14 protein-coding genes are annotated in these 14,997 nt (G+C 61.5%); 6 read left to right on the top strand and 8 right to left on the bottom strand.

Features of this window, described 5'->3' with window-relative positions:
- Positions 1-13: 13 nt before the first annotated feature.
- Together ychF and HMPREF2807_RS02410 are read left to right on the top strand one after the other, a co-directional pair.
- Positions 14-1,099: a redox-regulated ATPase YchF gene (ychF, locus tag HMPREF2807_RS02415; RefSeq protein ID WP_070510263.1), complete on the top strand. Its 1,086-nt coding sequence runs from the start codon at positions 14-16 to the stop codon at positions 1,097-1,099.
- A 31-nt stretch (positions 1,100-1,130) separates the two neighbouring features.
- Complete coding sequence (locus HMPREF2807_RS02410; protein ID WP_070510260.1) at positions 1,131-2,321, top strand: amidohydrolase; 1,191 nt, start codon at positions 1,131-1,133, stop codon at positions 2,319-2,321.
- Here HMPREF2807_RS02410 and HMPREF2807_RS02405 read toward each other — a convergent pair.
- From HMPREF2807_RS02405 to HMPREF2807_RS02380, 6 genes are read right to left on the bottom strand one after another with little or no spacing between them, the layout of a single operon-like run.
- The gene (locus tag HMPREF2807_RS02405; RefSeq protein WP_070510256.1) at positions 2,318-3,160 is read right to left on the bottom strand and encodes a MurR/RpiR family transcriptional regulator; all 843 of its coding nucleotides are present in this window, start codon (positions 3,158-3,160) and stop codon (positions 2,318-2,320) included. The two genes, HMPREF2807_RS02410 and HMPREF2807_RS02405, sit on opposite strands and share 4 nt — an antisense overlap.
- A 17-nt stretch (positions 3,161-3,177) precedes the next feature.
- Positions 3,178-3,993 carry a phosphonate ABC transporter, permease protein PhnE gene (gene phnE / locus HMPREF2807_RS02400; RefSeq protein WP_070510254.1) on the bottom strand — a complete coding sequence of 272 codons (816 nt, stop codon included), beginning with the start codon at positions 3,991-3,993 and terminating at the stop codon, positions 3,178-3,180.
- A complete protein-coding gene (gene phnE, locus HMPREF2807_RS02395) occupies positions 3,990-4,784 on the bottom strand; it encodes a phosphonate ABC transporter, permease protein PhnE (protein WP_070510251.1) in 795 nt (264 codons plus the stop codon). The genes phnE (HMPREF2807_RS02400) and phnE (HMPREF2807_RS02395) overlap by 4 nt, the downstream gene beginning before the upstream one ends.
- Positions 4,781-5,581 carry a phosphonate ABC transporter ATP-binding protein gene (gene phnC, locus HMPREF2807_RS02390; protein WP_070510248.1) on the bottom strand — a complete coding sequence of 267 codons (801 nt, stop codon included), beginning with the start codon at positions 5,579-5,581 and terminating at the stop codon, positions 4,781-4,783. Before phnC ends, phnE (HMPREF2807_RS02395) begins: the two co-directional genes overlap by 4 nt.
- Before the next feature lie 45 nt (positions 5,582-5,626).
- Positions 5,627-6,619: a phosphate/phosphite/phosphonate ABC transporter substrate-binding protein gene (locus tag HMPREF2807_RS02385; RefSeq protein WP_070510246.1), complete on the bottom strand. Its 993-nt coding sequence runs from the start codon at positions 6,617-6,619 to the stop codon at positions 5,627-5,629.
- Positions 6,620-6,645: 26 nt separating this feature from the next.
- A complete protein-coding gene (locus HMPREF2807_RS02380) occupies positions 6,646-7,302 on the bottom strand; it encodes an HAD family hydrolase (RefSeq protein ID WP_070510242.1) in 657 nt (218 codons plus the stop codon).
- Positions 7,303-7,430: 128 nt separating this feature from the next.
- Between HMPREF2807_RS02380 and HMPREF2807_RS02375 the strand changes: the two genes are divergently transcribed.
- Positions 7,431-8,339 carry a cation diffusion facilitator family transporter gene (locus HMPREF2807_RS02375; RefSeq protein ID WP_232751602.1) on the top strand — a complete coding sequence of 303 codons (909 nt, stop codon included), beginning with the start codon at positions 7,431-7,433 and terminating at the stop codon, positions 8,337-8,339.
- A gap of 9 nt (positions 8,340-8,348) precedes the next feature.
- Here the strand turns inward: HMPREF2807_RS02375 and HMPREF2807_RS02370 are convergent, their stop codons facing one another.
- Both HMPREF2807_RS02370 and HMPREF2807_RS02365 read right to left on the bottom strand, forming a co-directional pair.
- Positions 8,349-9,305 carry a winged helix DNA-binding domain-containing protein gene (locus tag HMPREF2807_RS02370; RefSeq protein ID WP_070510239.1) on the bottom strand — a complete coding sequence of 319 codons (957 nt, stop codon included), beginning with the start codon at positions 9,303-9,305 and terminating at the stop codon, positions 8,349-8,351.
- A gap of 11 nt (positions 9,306-9,316) precedes the next feature.
- Entirely contained in the window at positions 9,317-10,864 is a 1,548-nt protein-coding gene (locus HMPREF2807_RS02365) for a succinic semialdehyde dehydrogenase (protein WP_070510236.1), read from the bottom strand.
- 90 nt (positions 10,865-10,954) lie between these two features.
- Between HMPREF2807_RS02365 and HMPREF2807_RS02360 the strand changes: the two genes are divergently transcribed.
- The 3 genes from HMPREF2807_RS02360 (at position 10,955) to HMPREF2807_RS02350 (ending at position 14,696) form a co-directional block, all read left to right on the top strand.
- Positions 10,955-12,127, top strand: coding sequence for an alanine racemase (locus tag HMPREF2807_RS02360; RefSeq protein WP_070510233.1), 1,173 nt, complete (start codon positions 10,955-10,957; stop codon positions 12,125-12,127).
- Positions 12,124-13,404 carry a D-arabinono-1,4-lactone oxidase gene (locus tag HMPREF2807_RS02355; RefSeq protein WP_083306542.1) on the top strand — a complete coding sequence of 427 codons (1,281 nt, stop codon included), beginning with the start codon at positions 12,124-12,126 and terminating at the stop codon, positions 13,402-13,404. Before HMPREF2807_RS02360 ends, HMPREF2807_RS02355 begins: the two co-directional genes overlap by 4 nt.
- A gap of 101 nt (positions 13,405-13,505) precedes the next feature.
- Complete coding sequence (locus HMPREF2807_RS02350; RefSeq protein ID WP_070510226.1) at positions 13,506-14,696, top strand: MFS transporter; 1,191 nt, start codon at positions 13,506-13,508, stop codon at positions 14,694-14,696.
- Positions 14,697-14,997: the final 301 nt, after the last annotated feature.

Below are 14,997 nucleotides of genomic sequence, written 5' to 3'. Positions count from 1 at the left end.
TAGGATTGGCCCCGTGAGTCTTACACTTGGAATCGTCGGCCTGCCCAACGTGGGCAAGTCCACTTTGTTTAATGCCCTGACCCGTTCCGACATCTTGGCGGCGAACTACCCGTTTGCCACCATTGAGCCGAATGTCGGCCTCGTTGAGCTCCCCGATTCCCGCCTGAACCGCCTCGCGGAAATCTTCAGCTCCGAGCGCATCCTCCCGGCCACCGTGTCCTTCGTGGACATCGCCGGCATTGTCGAAGGCGCTTCCAAGGGTGAAGGCATGGGCAACGCCTTCCTCGCCAACATCCGTGAAGCTGACGCCATCTGCCAGGTGGTGCGAGCCTTCGCCGATGAGAACGTGATCCACGTCGACGGTGAGGTCAACCCGGCGCACGACATCTCCGTTATTAATACCGAGCTCATCCTCGCGGACCTCCAGACCATCGAGAAGGCCCTGCCTCGTCTGGAAAAGGAAGCCCGCAAGAACAAGGACCTGGCAGAGACCGTGGAGGAGACCAAGAAGGCCCAGGCCATCTTGGAAGATGACCGCACCCTCTTCGCCGCTTCCAAGAGCAACGAGATCGACCTATCCCTCCTGCGTGAGCTGCACCTCATGACCGCGAAGCCCTTCCTTTATGTCTTCAATTCGGATGAGGCCGTGCTTACCGATGACGCCAAGAAGGAGGAGCTGCGCCAGCTCGTCGCCCCTGCGGAATGCGTCTTCCTCGATGCCCAGACCGAAACCGACCTCCTTGAGCTCGATGAGGCGGAGGCACTCGAATTGCTCGAGTCGGTGGGGCAGGAGGAGCCTGGCTTGGCGACGTTGGCCAAGGCCGGCTTCGCCACCCTCGGCCTGCAGACGTACCTGACCGCAGGCCCGAAGGAAGCTCGCGCGTGGACCATCAGGCAGGGCTCCGCAGCACCGCAGGCCGCGGGTGTAATTCACACCGACTTTGAGAAGAAGTTCATCAAGGCCGAGATCGTCTCCTTCGATGACCTGGACGCCGCTGGCTCCATGGCGGAAGCCCGCAATGCTGGCAAGGTGCGCCAGGAGGGCAAGGAGTACATCATGCAGGACGGCGACGTTTGCGATTTCAAGATCGGCGGCTAACTCGTGCGCTCATAGCGCGTAGGCTGTGGGTATGAGTATCGCCCACATCCTCGAACGCGCAGCAGAGGCCACGCAGTGGCAGGAGGCCCTTTACAAGGATCTGCACCAGCATCCTGAGCTCAGCATGGAGGAGGAGCGCACCCGCGGTGTTATCGCGGATAAGCTCCAGGATTTTCCAGGAGTTGAGGTGCTGGAATTCGGCGGGGGAGTCGTCGGCATCCTCCGCAACGGCGAAGGCTCGACCGTCTTGGAGCGCGCAGATTTCGACGGCCTGCCCATCACCGAGGACACCGGCCTGGACTACTCCGCTACGGGTGAGGCAATGCACGCCTGTGGGCACGATGCCCACGTGACCGCCTTGCTCGGCGCCACTGAGGCACTGGCGAAGGCCACTGACGCGTGGTCCGGTACCTTCATCGCCCTTTTCCAGCCGGGTGAGGAAACCGCCGAGGGCGCGCAGTCCATGGTGGACGCGGGACTCACCGAAAAAGTCCCCACGCCTGATGTGGCCTTTGGCCAGCACATCTTCATTGATAAGGATGCCCCCGCTGGCAGCGTACTCATCGCACCCGGCCCGGTCTTGTCCACGGCGACCTCACTCACCGTCACCGTCTATGGTCACGGTTCTCATGGCTCGATGCCGCACCTCAGCGTTGATCCGGTGGTGCTCGCTAGCTCCATCGTTCTGCGGCTGCAAACAGTTGTCTCCCGTGAAGTCGATCCGCACCACTTCGCCGTATTGACCGTTGGCGCACTGCAGGCGGGTTCGAAGGCCAATATCATTCCGGATTCGGCGACCTTACGCATCAACATCCGTGCCTATGACGAAGACGTCCGGGCTCAGATCGTCGAGGCGATTCACCGCATTGTTAAGGCGGAGTGCTGGGCAGCGATGTCCCCGCGCGAGCCGGAGTTTGTGCAGAGTGATAATTACCCCCTCACCGTCAACGATGACGACGTGACCGACAAGGTGCGCGCGCAGCTTATCGACGTCCTAGGTAGCGACAACGTCCTCGACATGGAGCCGTGGACTGCCTCGGAGGATTTCTCTCGCATCCCCGATGCCTTCGGCACTCCCTATTGTTTCTGGGGCTTCGGCGGCCGTACCGATGGCGCATCAATTCCCAACCACAACCCGCGCTTCGCTCCGGAGCTGCAGCCGACGCTCACCACGGCGACGCAGGCTCTGATAGCCGCTGCTTACGCCTACGTGGGTAATTAATCCTCCATCGCCGATTGCACCACGGAGAGTACCGTGCGCCGCGCCGCGGAATCATCGAGGTGGGAATCCACCAGCGTGACGAGCGCCTCCAAAACCAGCAGGAAGGCCACTCGGGAGGCATCCTGCAGCTCCGCGCGAAACGTCCCATCAGGGGAGGGGATGACTAGCGTGTAGGAGGCGAGCTCCGCCAGGGGCGAGGAGGTAAACGAGGTCAGCGCGATGAGCTGTGCACCCGCTTCGAAGGCTGCGGTGGCGGCGTTGAGCGTGAGTGTGGTTGACCCGGATCCGGAGACCACGAGGCACACACTGTCTTTATCTAATTGCGTCGCCGCGATGTGCTGGCCCATGGCCTCCGCCACGAACTCGGCTGGGCGCCCGATGCTTGTGAGGCGCAGCGCCATGGTCTGCGCCAAGGGAGCAGAGAGGCCATTGCCCACGAGGAGAACACGCTTGGCCTGCGCTACTGCCTCCACTGTCGCGGCTAGCTCATCCTCGTTGAGCAGGGCAGTAAGCCCATGCAGGTAGTTGCTGAAGGAGGCAATCTCGGCACTCATGCGGCCGACGTGGGTGGAATCGGCACCCGCCGGCGGGGTGGGGCGCTGCGCAATCTCCTGCGTGAGCGCCACACGCAACTGCTGGTACCCGTCGTAGCCCAGCGCTTTCGCGGTGCGGATGACGGAGGTACGGGACGTGCCTACCTTAGCCGCCAGCTGGTCCGCGGTGGCGTGTAGGACAAAGTCCATGTCCTCGAGTATGGCCTGGGCTACGCGCTGTTCGATGGGCTGCAGGCTCGGCATGCGCGTAGTGATGTGTGCGGACGGTGGGGCAGTATCAGTCATAGAGTCTGGGGATTTGTTTAGGTGTACTTAGCTGCCACGATCCGGCGGCGAAGGGCGCCGGAGATGGCGTCGATGGACATGGTGATGACGATGACGACTATAAGCAGCACACCCACGACGTCCCACTGTCGGTACTGCGTATAACCGGTGAGCATGTCGCCGATACCACCCACCCCAATGAGGCCGAGGACGGCGGAAGTACGCACGTTGATCTCAAAGCGATAGAGCGCCAGGGATGCTAATTCAGGCTGGACGATGGGCCACGTTCCCCAACGCACCATTTCTGCGAGGGTGCCGCCAGAGGCTTTGACGGCCTCAGCCGGGCCGGTCGGCGCGGTTTCGATGGCCTCATAGGTCCACTTGGCATGTGTACCGATGCCGCCGATCGCCAAGGCAAGCGCACCTGTAAAAGGAGTGAGCCCAGTGACCGTCAGGATGATGATGGCGATGATGATCTCCGGGACCGCGCGGATGATGGCGAAGAGCGCGCGCAGCGGAAGGCATACCCAGCCAGGGGAGACAGTGTTCGCAGCGAGGACGCCGAGGATCGTAGAAAGCACTACGCCGAGCAGCGCGCCGATCCACGCCATGGCCACGGAGCGCCAGGTTTGCAGGAAGGCCTCGCCGAGTTTGGACCAGTCCGGGTTCGAAAACATGAGTACGAGGTAGTGCCAGATGTTGGCGGGCAGGTCTTGCAGAGCAGTCAGATCGACCCGGATGTAGCCAAAAGACAGCGTCAGGATAAGGAGGATGACGGCCCAGGCAGCATAGATGCCCCAACGACGGGAGCGGGCAGGCAGGGGGTGAGCGGTGCTCATCGGAATAGCGCTCATCTCAGCCTCTTTCGCAGGTTGACGGACACGATTTCCAAGGCGATGACGACGGCGAGCAGTTCGAGCACGATGGCAGAAAGCGCATCGTAGCGGTAGAAGCCGCGGACCTCGTCGATGAGCAGGCCAATGCCACCCGCGCCAACGAGTCCCAATACCGCGGAGATACGGACGTTGAGTTCGAGAGAGTAGATGACCTGGCTGGCAAAGGCGGGCCAGGTTTGTGGGAGAGCAGTCACGCGATTGATCTGATTCTGCGTGCCGCCGGCCGCGCGGCCGGCCTCCATGTAGGAGTCATCGGCGGAGTCGATGGCTTCGGATACGAGCTTGACCACGATGCCGACGTCGAAAAGCACCAGCGTAATGATGCCCGGGAGGGAACCCACACCGAGCATGGCGACGAGAATGGTGGCGTACACGAGATCGGGCACCGCGCGGATAACGTTGACGATACCGCGCACGAGTGTGCGCCACGGCGTCGACGGATTCGTCGGGCGCGCGGCCCACAACGACAGCGGAAGGGCAATCACCGCGGAGATGGCGGCACCCACCACGGCCATGGCTAGGGTTTCGAGCAGAGGCTCCCACGTGCGCGGAAGGATCGACCAATCCGGGGTGAACATCTGCGCGAGCCTGTCGGCACCGTTGCGCCAGTTGCGTGCGATGTGACCCAGGTTGATGTCAATTCCGCCCCAGGCGGGGATGCACGTGGCGATGGTCAGCGCGATGAACGCGGCGAGCCCACCGAGAATGCCGGGCCAGTTGCGCTGACGAGGAGGAAGCACGGCTGTCATACTGCGCTCCCTTGGCTCCCCAGCTGGTCCTCCTCGCGGATCCGGCGGCCATAAATGGCCTCGAAATCCTCCACCGTGGATCCCTGGGCGGGGCCATCGAAGACGATCTTGCCGTGGCGAATGCCGATGATGCGGGTCGCGTAGTCCTGGGCTAAGTCCACAAGGTGCAGGTTCACCAGGGTGGTCAGTTCCCGCTCGGTATTGATGCGGCGGAGATCCTTCATCACGGAGTGCGCGGTGGGCGGGTCGAGGGACGCCACGGGTTCATCGGCCAACATAATGGCCGGCTTCTGGGAGAGGGCACGGGCAATGGCCACGCGCTGCTTTTGACCACCAGACAAGGCGCCGGCCTTGTTCCACGCCTTGTCGAGGATGCCCACGGATTCCAACGCCTCGGCGATAATCGCTTTGTCCTCCGACGTGGAGATGCCCAACAACGTGCGCCAGCCAGGGTTGTGGGAGAAGCGGCCAACGAGCACGTTGGCGAACACACTCGCGCGATCTGCCAGGTTGAACTCCTGGAAAATCATGCCGATGCGGCCACGGAGCTTACGCAGCTGGGAGCCTTTCGCGGCGGAGATCTCGTGGGGACCAACGAAGATCTTTCCCGACGTCGGCTTAACGAGCCCGTTAATGCTGCGGATGAACGTGGACTTACCGGAACCCGAGAGACCGACGATGGCGACGAATTCACCGGGGGCGATGTCCACGGAGACGTCGTCAAGCGCCAGCGTTCCGTTGGGGTAGCGCACCGAGACATTCTCGAACCGAATGCCCCACGCTTTCTCCTCCGTCATGGGGAACCTTTCTGAGTGGGAACTGGGCAGTGGAGGAGCGCGGACCTACTGTGCGAAGCGCTCGTTGACCTTGCGCGCCATGTCAATGGATTCCTTCTTAGCCGGAACCCAGTCGGTGATGTCGAAGATGGCGGACATGGTGTCCGGGTCAACCTCGGAGAAGCCATCCATGAGGTCGGTGATTTCCTTGCGCCGCTCTTCTGGGACATCGTCCGAAATGACGACGCCGCCGTTGGGGTACATCTCGGTGTACCCGAAGACGACGAGCTTCTCAGCCAAGTCAGGAGCCTCGGACGAGTCGATGGTGGAGCGTGCGTCCCAGAAGCTAAAGCCCACCTCAGCGTCGCCGTTGTAGACGGCCATGATGGAAGCATCGTTGGAGGTTACCGGGACCTTCTTGAGGCTATCGACGTCGATACCCTGGGACTCCATCGCCATGACGGGCAGCTGGTAGCCGGCCGGGGAGGTAGCACCGAGCATAGCGACAGTGGTCTTACCATCGATCTTCTTCAGCGCCTCGAGGCCTTTCGGGCCCTGGCCCTTGTTCTCGTCTGCGGTGGCGGTGCCGTTGCAGTAGAGGTACTCGGCGCCGCTGGCAGCGTAGGTGGACTTGACTGGCTCGTCTTCGCAGTACTTGTCGGGGTTGTTGGTGACGAACTGGCCGGCGTAGGAATCCGCGCCGAAGCGCTCGTCCTGCAGCACAGCGTGGGCGTCGTACATGTCTTCAGCGGAGGCCAGCTGTGCGGCGGAGGCGATGGCGATGTCAGCCTGGCCGGAGCCGATGGCCTCGACGGCGGCCTGGTAATCCTTGGTCACGACACCCTCAACCTCCACGCCGAGCTCCTCAGAGAGGTAATCGGTCAGCGGCTTGGCGGTGGTGACGAGATCGTTGACCTTCTCGTTTGGGATGAGCGCGAGGGTGAGCTTGTCATCGGATCCCTTGGCAGAATCGGAACCGTTATCGGAGTCGGAAGAGCAGGCGGTGAGGGAGAGGGACAAGGTAAGTGCGGTGGCGGCAAGAGCGGTGAAACGGCGCATAATGAATGTCTTTCTGTGCGTGTGGGTTAAAGAGCGGAGGTCAGTTCTGGAAAGATGTCGGTGACGCGGGTGACGCGCCACGTCGGGTCAGCCTCAGGGGAGGTTGCGAAGGGGGAGTCAACGAGCACGGTGCGTCCGCCTACGGCGGCCACGGGTGCGAGGTCGAACTCCCAAATATCGCCGAAGGCGATGAGGTGAGTCGGATCCGTGTCGGCGAGATCGGTGTTCAGGATGCGGGTCAGTCCTTCGGGTTTGCCCACCCTGGTGTAGACGGTGTCGAAGGACCTGTCGAGGCCCAGTGTGTGAAGGGCAGCGCTAAGACCAATCTCTGGAGAGTTCGTCGCCAGAATGGCGCTGCCGGGGTAGGAGGCAAGGAATTCGGCAAGCCCCTCAGGGGCGGTGATGCCGGTGTCGGCGAGGTTCTCCCGGGAAGCCATATATGCCTCCTGGCAGGTCTCTTCCGGCACGTCGAGTTCGGCGGCGAGAGTGCGGACGAGGTGGTAGCCGTCGCGTGCTGAGCCGACGTTATCGGAGTTCAGCAGCGCTTCGGCGTCTTGAGCAATGGATGGGTGCCCGGCTTTCTCTGCAATGAGGCGCGCATAGGCCAGAACGGGGCCGTGGCCAAGGCTGACGGTCCCATCAAAATCGAAGAGAAGGACTGGGCGAGTTATGTCTGTGGACATAAAGTACAAACTAACGGCGGTTTATGTACTTCGCGACCGCACGCGGTAAACATTCAGTGAACAGTGCGTGCACATCCGGCTTTGGTAGTCTAAGGGGCTGTAGAAATCTCTTCTCGAAGGCCGACATTATGTCTCTTCCCACCGAGCAGTTGCTGCTCGAACGCTTTATGAAGCTCTCCATCGCTACTGCAGTGGCCACGATCGCGCTCAAGATTGTCGCTGCTGCGGTGACGGGATCGGTGGGCTTTCTTTCTGACGCCCTCGAATCTGGTGTGAACCTCGTCGCCGCCGTTGTAGGTTTTGTGGCTATTAAGATTGCGGCAAAGCCAGCGGACGCAAACCACCAGTTCGGCCACGGCAAGGCCGAATATGTTTCCGCGCTGGTGGAGGGTGCAATGATCTTCGTCGCTGCGGCGATGATTATCTACACGGCCATTCGCCGGCTTCTGGATCCGCAGCCACTGGAGCAGCCAGGGCTCGGACTCTTACTATCGCTCGTGGCATCCCTGCTGAACCTGGGCGTCGGTTTTCTGCTTGTGCGCGCGGGTAAACAACACCGTTCGGCCACCTTGCAGGCGGATGGAAAGCACTTGCTTACCGACGTCTGGACCTCCGTCGGCGTCATCGTCGGTATTGGGGCAGTGACGTTGACAGGCTGGCTGTGGCTGGACCCCATCATCGCGTTTGCCGTGGGCCTCAATATTTTGTGGACTGGCTACAAGTTGCTCAAAGAATCGTTGAGCTCCCTGTTGTCGGAGTCCTTGCCGAAGAAAGAACACGGGCAGCTGGATGCGCTTCTCAATGAGCTGGAGGACCACCACCAGGTCTCCTTTACCTCGCGCCGCACAGTGGCAGCGGGTCGCCAGCGCCTTGTCTATCTCACCATGGACGTACCCGGCGAGTGGACGGTGCTGCACTCGCACACCATCGCCGACCGCATCGAAGACGCCATTGACGAGCTTTTCCCTGGCGCCGAGGTATTCATCCACGTTGAACCTGCCGGCACGGTTCATCGCCGCATTTTGCGAATGCCGTAACGCTTGCAGCTAACGCAAGCTGGCCACGCCGCGTCCGCCCTCCATGACCCACGGCCAGCTGAGGCCGTTCCTGGTCAGGACATCATTGCGGATCTCATCGGGAACGATCCATTCCTTGTGTGCATACCCCAGAAGGTACTCATCAAAGGCGGGGAGCTCGAGGCGAATTTTTAGGGCCTTCTCGATCTCGCTAGACGTGACATCCTCCTGCCAAGTGGCCATCCAGAAGTCCTGACCTTCGTGGAACACAGGTTGAGCAACCGTCGATGTCAGGGCCTTGGTGGCCTGAGATTTACTGAGCTTGGACCATGCTTGGAGGTCGGCTGCGGATACTGGCCCGTGCCCTTCGACATAGCGCTGGGCCAGCTCAGCAAGCGGTTCCTCCGGCTCGCGCTGGACGGTAGGTAGCGCGTCTACGTGGAGGAAAGTCTCTTGGTTGCCAGCTTTCGGGCCCTGCACGAGGTCACCGGCACCACCAAAGGCGCGGAGTAGGTGGGAGCCCCTGCCTTCAGTGGGATCAACACCAGCTTCAGCGAAAATCTCGTAGACTTCCGTGCGGCTCAGGGGTTCGGTCGCAGCGCTGTGAAGCGCTTCCGAGGCAGCTGCCACCATGTCTTCGCTCAGCCCCAAACTCGGCCGCCGAGATTTCTGGCTGGAAGCCATTCGTGGATAGAGGAGGCGGGACATCCAGCGGACGTCGGCAGCCGGCATGAAGTGCAGCGTGCCGCGCTGCGGCCAACAGCGCACCACGCGAAAGCGTGCTACGTCTTCGAGTACCTTTTGCTCATCGCAGCCGGCGCGAAGAGCAAGTGCTCTGATACCGGCATCGTAGGTCTGGCCCTGGAGGGCGAGCAGATGCTCGGCAACATCGAGGGCCGACGCCAGAGTCGGCCGCGCCGCCGATGGTGTAAGGCCTTGAGCAATGAGCCGACGAGCGAGAAGCTCATCGCGGGTAAGTTCCTTCATTGCTGTTTAGGTTAGAGTCGGAAGGTCTTCATCAGCTGCATGCCGGTGGACACCAGCTGACGGAAGCGCTCCGGGGAGATGTACTCCGAGGGCGCAAGCGGGTGTAGGCGTTGCTCGGCCACGGTGCGCTCATTGGCCCACAGGCGCATGCCGGTAATGCCGTGGCGGTGATTGAGGCCAGACTCCTTGACGCCGCCACCGGGTGCGGCGATGGAACCATACGCGGCGGCGAAGCCTTCGTTGATGTTGACCATGCCGGCCTCCAGCTGGGAGGCCACCTTCCATGCGCGGCGGGAATTCCCGGACCACACCGATGCGGATAGGCCGTAGGAGGTGTCGTTGGCGCGCTGGATGGCTTCCGCATCAGAGCTGACCGGATAGACAGCGAGCACTGGGCCGAAGGTTTCGGTGGCATAGAGATCCATCTCTGGGGTCACACCAGTCAACACGGTGGGTTCATAGAAGTAGGGCCCAAGGTCCGGCCGGGCCTTTCCGCCGTAGACCACGGTGGCGCCCTTGGACACGGCATCCTCCACGTGGGCTTTAACGGCATCGAGCTGGCGTTGCGAGGTCAGCGAGCCGATGGTGGCGGCATCGGAGAAAGCCGCGCCCAAAACCTGCTGGTCTAGGGCGTTCGCGAGTTCGACGAGGAACTCCTCAAAGACGCTCTCGTGCACATAGGCGCGCTCGGCGGACATGCACAGCTGGCCGGAGGAAGAAAATGCAGTGCGCACCGCACCTTGGGCGGTGGACTTAAGGGGGGCGTCGTCAAGCACCAGCATCGGGTTCTTTCCACCCAGCTCCAGCATGGTGGGGATGAGGCGTCCGGCTGCCTGCTCGGCGATGGACTTGCCGGCCTTGGTGGAACCGGTAAAGGAGAGGCCATCCACCAGCGGCACGAGGGCATCGCCCACCTCCGCACCGCGGCCGGGAACCAGCTGCCAGGCTGCCTCCGGCAGGCCCGCCTCGATGGCTAGGCGTCGCAGCAGAATCGCCGTCAGCGTCGTCTGAGAATCCGGTTTGTGCACCACGGCATTACCAGCCGAGAGGGCTGCCAGAACATCGCCTACACCGAGGGACAGGGGATAGTTCCACGGAGAGATTAGCCCCACCACGCCCAGCGGGTAATGCTGGGTGCGGGTCTTAGTCAGCACGGGAAGCGCGCCGGGGTGGCGGTCAGCGCCGAAAGCTTTGCGGATATTGACCGCGTAGAAGCGCGCGCAGTTATACAGATCCATCAGCTCGTCATAGGCATGGGAGCGGGACTTGCCGTTTTCTGCCTGGATGAGATCGAGGATGAGCTCCTCATTCTCGTGAACGAGGTCGTGCAGGCGCAGCAAGATGGCGGCGCGGTCACCTTGGCCAACGCCGGCGCGCGCATAGTTGACGGCCTTCTCGACGTCCCCGGCGGTGGCGACGGGGAAGCTAAAGAGCTCCTCACCGCTAAAAGGCGCGTGAGCCTGGTGCTGCTCACCCGTGCCGCAAACATCGCGGGCGGGATCCGTGTCTAAGAAATTGAGCACTCGCTGGGGCAGACGGGTCTGAGTGAAGGTCTTCATGCGGTCTATTGTCCCAAAAATATGCGATGGCGCTATAGATTTTTCGAGATTTGTCTCACAAACTAAATTAATCGTGGTTAGGATGACGCTATGCCAATCCTCGCGACCACTCCACAGGCCCAGGTACGCGCGGCCGTCGAGCCGCTCGTCAGATCTGGAGAAAGCCCAGCGCCCGTAGGCGTCATCGACCTCGCTGCATTCGACTACAACGCTGCACAGATGCCGGCCCGCTCCGGGGGACTGCCCATCCGCGTGGCCTCGAAGTCAATACGCAGCGTGGCAGCACTTCGCCGTGCCCTCGAGCACGAGGGCTACCGTGGCATCCTCGCCTATTCCGTTCCGGAGGCGCTGCATCTGGTGGGAGAGGGTTTTCGTGACATCGTGGTGGCCTACCCGAGCGTCAACCGCAAGGCTCTGCGTGAGCTCGCAGCGGATGACACCGCGCGCGAGGCTATCACCATCATGGTGGATAGTGCTGAGCTCTTAGACCTGCTTGAGGGCTCCCTGCGTGTGGCCATCGACATTGATTGCACCCTCCACTTGCCGGGCGCGGTTATCGGCCCGCGGCGCTCACCCGTGCGTACGCCGGAACAGGTCTCGGTGCTTGCGCGCGAGATTCTTCGGCGCGGGCACCGGCTTGTCGGTCTCATGGCTTATGAGGGGCAAGTGGCATCCGTTGCGGATGGCCTGCCGGGTCCGGTGGGAGCGGTCAAGCGCTGGCTGCGCACCAAGTCCATGGCGGACTTGGCCCCGCGACGCCGAGCCTGCGTGGAGGCCGCGCGGGAGGTGGCGGACATTGAATTCGTCAACGGTGGTGGAACGGGTAGCCTCCAGGAATCCGCGGCCGAGGGAACCTTGACCGAACTGGCCGCTGGCTCCGGTTTCTACACGCCGGCGATCTTCGATGACTTCACAGGCATCAACCACAAGGCGGCCGCGTTCTTCGTCTGCCAGGTTTCCCGTGTGCCCGCGCCGGGCTGGGCCACGGTCAACTCCGGAGGCTGGATCGCCTCCGGGCCGCCCGCGAAGGATCGCGTTCCGGTTCCGGTGTGGCCGGCGGGCCTTAGCTACTCCAGCACGGAGGGTGCCGGTGAGGTGCAGACACCGCTGCATGGGGCCGCTCTGAACGTCGAGGATCTGGTGTGGTTCCGCCACGCCAAGGCCGGCGAAATGACAGAAAACGTCGACCGACTTTTGGCTGTTGGAAATGACGGCGTTGATGTATGGGACACCTATAGAGGACAAGGATGGACACTCCGATGACAACGTTTAGCAACTGGGCAGGATCGGTCACTACGAAGCCGCAGGAGTTTGTGCAGCCCTCCCGAATCGATGAGATTCCTGGCATCATCAGCCGCGCCCGCAGCGTGCGCGCGGTCGGTGCGGGCCACTCCTTCACTCCCATCGCAGCGGGGGAGGAGACCATGCTCAATCTCGATCACGTGAGTGGTCTGGTGAGCGTCGATAAGCAGCGCAAACGCGTCCGATTCCTGGCGGGCACTCGCTTGCGGGACGTGCCTAAGCTCCTGCGCCCCTTTGGTCTTGCCCTGGCCAATCAGGGGGATGTGGACCCGCAATCGCTAGCGGGCGCGATTTCCACCTCGACCCACGGCACCGGCATCAATTACACGGGCTTTGCGGGCACGGTCACTGGGCTGACGCTTATCGACGCCGACGGCAACACCCGCTCCTATTCCATCGACGAAGACCCAGAACTCCTTCGCCTCGTGGTCGTCAGCGTGGGCGCGCTCGGCGTGGTTGTCGAAGTCGAAATGCAGTGCGTGGATGCCTTTGACCTGCTGGCTGAGGAGTCCGGCATTGCCTTCGATGAACTGATGGACAACTGGGAGGAGCTCTCCCGCGGCGTCGACCACTTCGAGTCTTACTGGTTCCCGCACACCGACCGCGCCATGGTCAAGGCCAACACGCGCCTCGAACCGAACGGGGAGCGCCGCTCACGTCTCAAGGCGCTTATCGACGACGAGCTCATCGGCAATGGCGCCTTCGCCGCCGCCCTGGCGTTGGGACGTCTTATTCCGGGGACGATTCCGACGCTCAACAAGTTCGCCACATCGGTCATCTCCAATAACCGCTACCGTTCCGCCGCCCACGACGTTTTCGTTAGCCCGCGCCGGGTTCGCTTTCATGAGATGGAGTACGCAGTGCCGCTTGCCGACGGCCCCGCCACCGTCCGCGAAATCCGCCGCTTCATCGACGAGCAGGATTGGCGCATCGGATTTCCGATGGAGCTGCGCACGACGGCAGCGGATGACGTTGCACTCTCGACGGCATCGGGCCGCGAATCGATGTACATTGCTTTCCACATTCCGCGTGCGCTCAACCCGCAGGATTACATGCCGAAGCTCGAGCCCATCTTGCGCGCAGCGGGCGGGCGCCCGCACTGGGGCAAGATGAACTCCCTGTCTCGGAGCGACTTTGCTCAACTTTATACAAGATTTGATGAGTTCTGCGAGCTGCGTGAAAAGATGGACCCTGATTGGAAGTTCGGCTCGCCCTACCTGCGAAAACTGTTCGGATAGGGACGTCGTCAAGCGTGGTACGACCCTGAGGATGGATTCGAAAGTATCTCTGAGCTTTGGTAGCGTGTGGAAGTCTTAATTCCATAACACTGCTGAAGAAGGTGTCTCAAACGTCCTCTGAATCCCAGTCCCTCATTACGCCGACATTCGTGTTTGCGTGGTTGGTGAATTTCGCCCAATTTACGGTCTTCTATCTGCTTGTGACCATCATGGCGCTCTATGCCGTCGAGCAGTTCCAAGCTTCGGACACGGCGGGCGGGTTTGCCTCAAGTGCCTTCGTGGTGGGGGCGACGATTGCTCGCCTCTTTTCGGGCTACATCGTGGATGCTGTTGGGCGGAAGCGCTCGCTGGTTGTCTCCCTCATCGTGGTCACTGTGGCGATGGCGCTGTATTTCCCAGCTCAGTCTCTGCCATTGCTGTTTGCTGTCCGTATCTTGCATGGCTTTGGTTATGCGGTTGCCTCGACGGCTGTGATGGCCGTGGCGCAATCGGTGATTCCTGACCATCGCCGCGCTGAGGGAACCGGCTACTTCGCCTTGGGGACGACGCTGGCTACCGCTTTTGGTCCGGCGGCAGGTCTTGCGATTGTCCACAATGCTGGCTATAACACCGTGTTTCTGGTGGCGCTGACGCTGACGGTAGTGGCCATGGGCTTGGGGCTCGTCGTCAAGGCACCGGCGGAGGAGCGTCGCAGTGTGACCTTCTCCTTAGGGAATATTGTGCACCCGGCGGTGGCGCCGTTCGGCGTCTTCATCCTTTTGGTCGGTGTTGCTTATACGGGCATCATTACCTTCCTGAATGGCTATTCCGCTCACGCCGGTCTGGAGAAGGGCGCTAGCTATTTCTTCTTGGCTTATGCGGTTGTGAGTCTCATCCTGCGCTTTGTGCTGGGCAGGCTGCAGGATCGGCGCGGTGACAACATCATCATCTACTCCTCGCTCGTCTTCTTTATCGCTGGCTTGGCTGTCCTGGCTTCGGCTAGTGCCGATTGGCAGATTATTGTCGCGGGTGCTTTGGTGGGCATCGGATATGGATCTATCCTTCCGGCTGGTCAGGCAATCGCTGTGCGCCTGGTGCCGATGTATGAAATGGGTGCGGGGATCTCGACCTTCTTCTTGCTGCTGGACCTAGGCATCGGCTTCGGTCCGATTCTGCTGGGGCAGGTTATCTCCGCGACGGGATACTCCGCCATGTACTGGATGCTGGCGGCTTTGATGCTGGTTGCTTCTGTGGTCTACTTCATTGTTCATGGGCGCAAGGACGTTGCACGTGGTGACGTGCGCTACGAATAGATTCCACGTTGGTGGGATTTTTCGTTGGTTGGCGTCGAATGTCCTGGCTAACCCATGGTGGCTACCCCCGTTTATAGTAACGACTTGACGGGAATTTACCACAGGCTATAGCCATGTGTGGCGGTGGCCGCTAGGATTATGGTTAGAACACTTCTTCTAACACAGGTTTATCTCGGGGGAGATACCCATGACCACCACCGCTACACGCCCGCCTACCTTTTTCTTTTCCACCACCAACCCTAATAACCCACACGCCATAGCCCGCTCCAAAGCCCGCCGGGCCACCTATAAAACCTGGGTC

It is taken from the genome of Corynebacterium sp. HMSC074A09 (assembly GCF_001811545.1).
GTDB classification, from domain to species: domain Bacteria; phylum Actinomycetota; class Actinomycetes; order Mycobacteriales; family Mycobacteriaceae; genus Corynebacterium; species Corynebacterium hiratae.
Note: the sequence above shows the minus strand (reverse complement) of the source record. Positions and strands in the feature narration are given on the sequence as shown.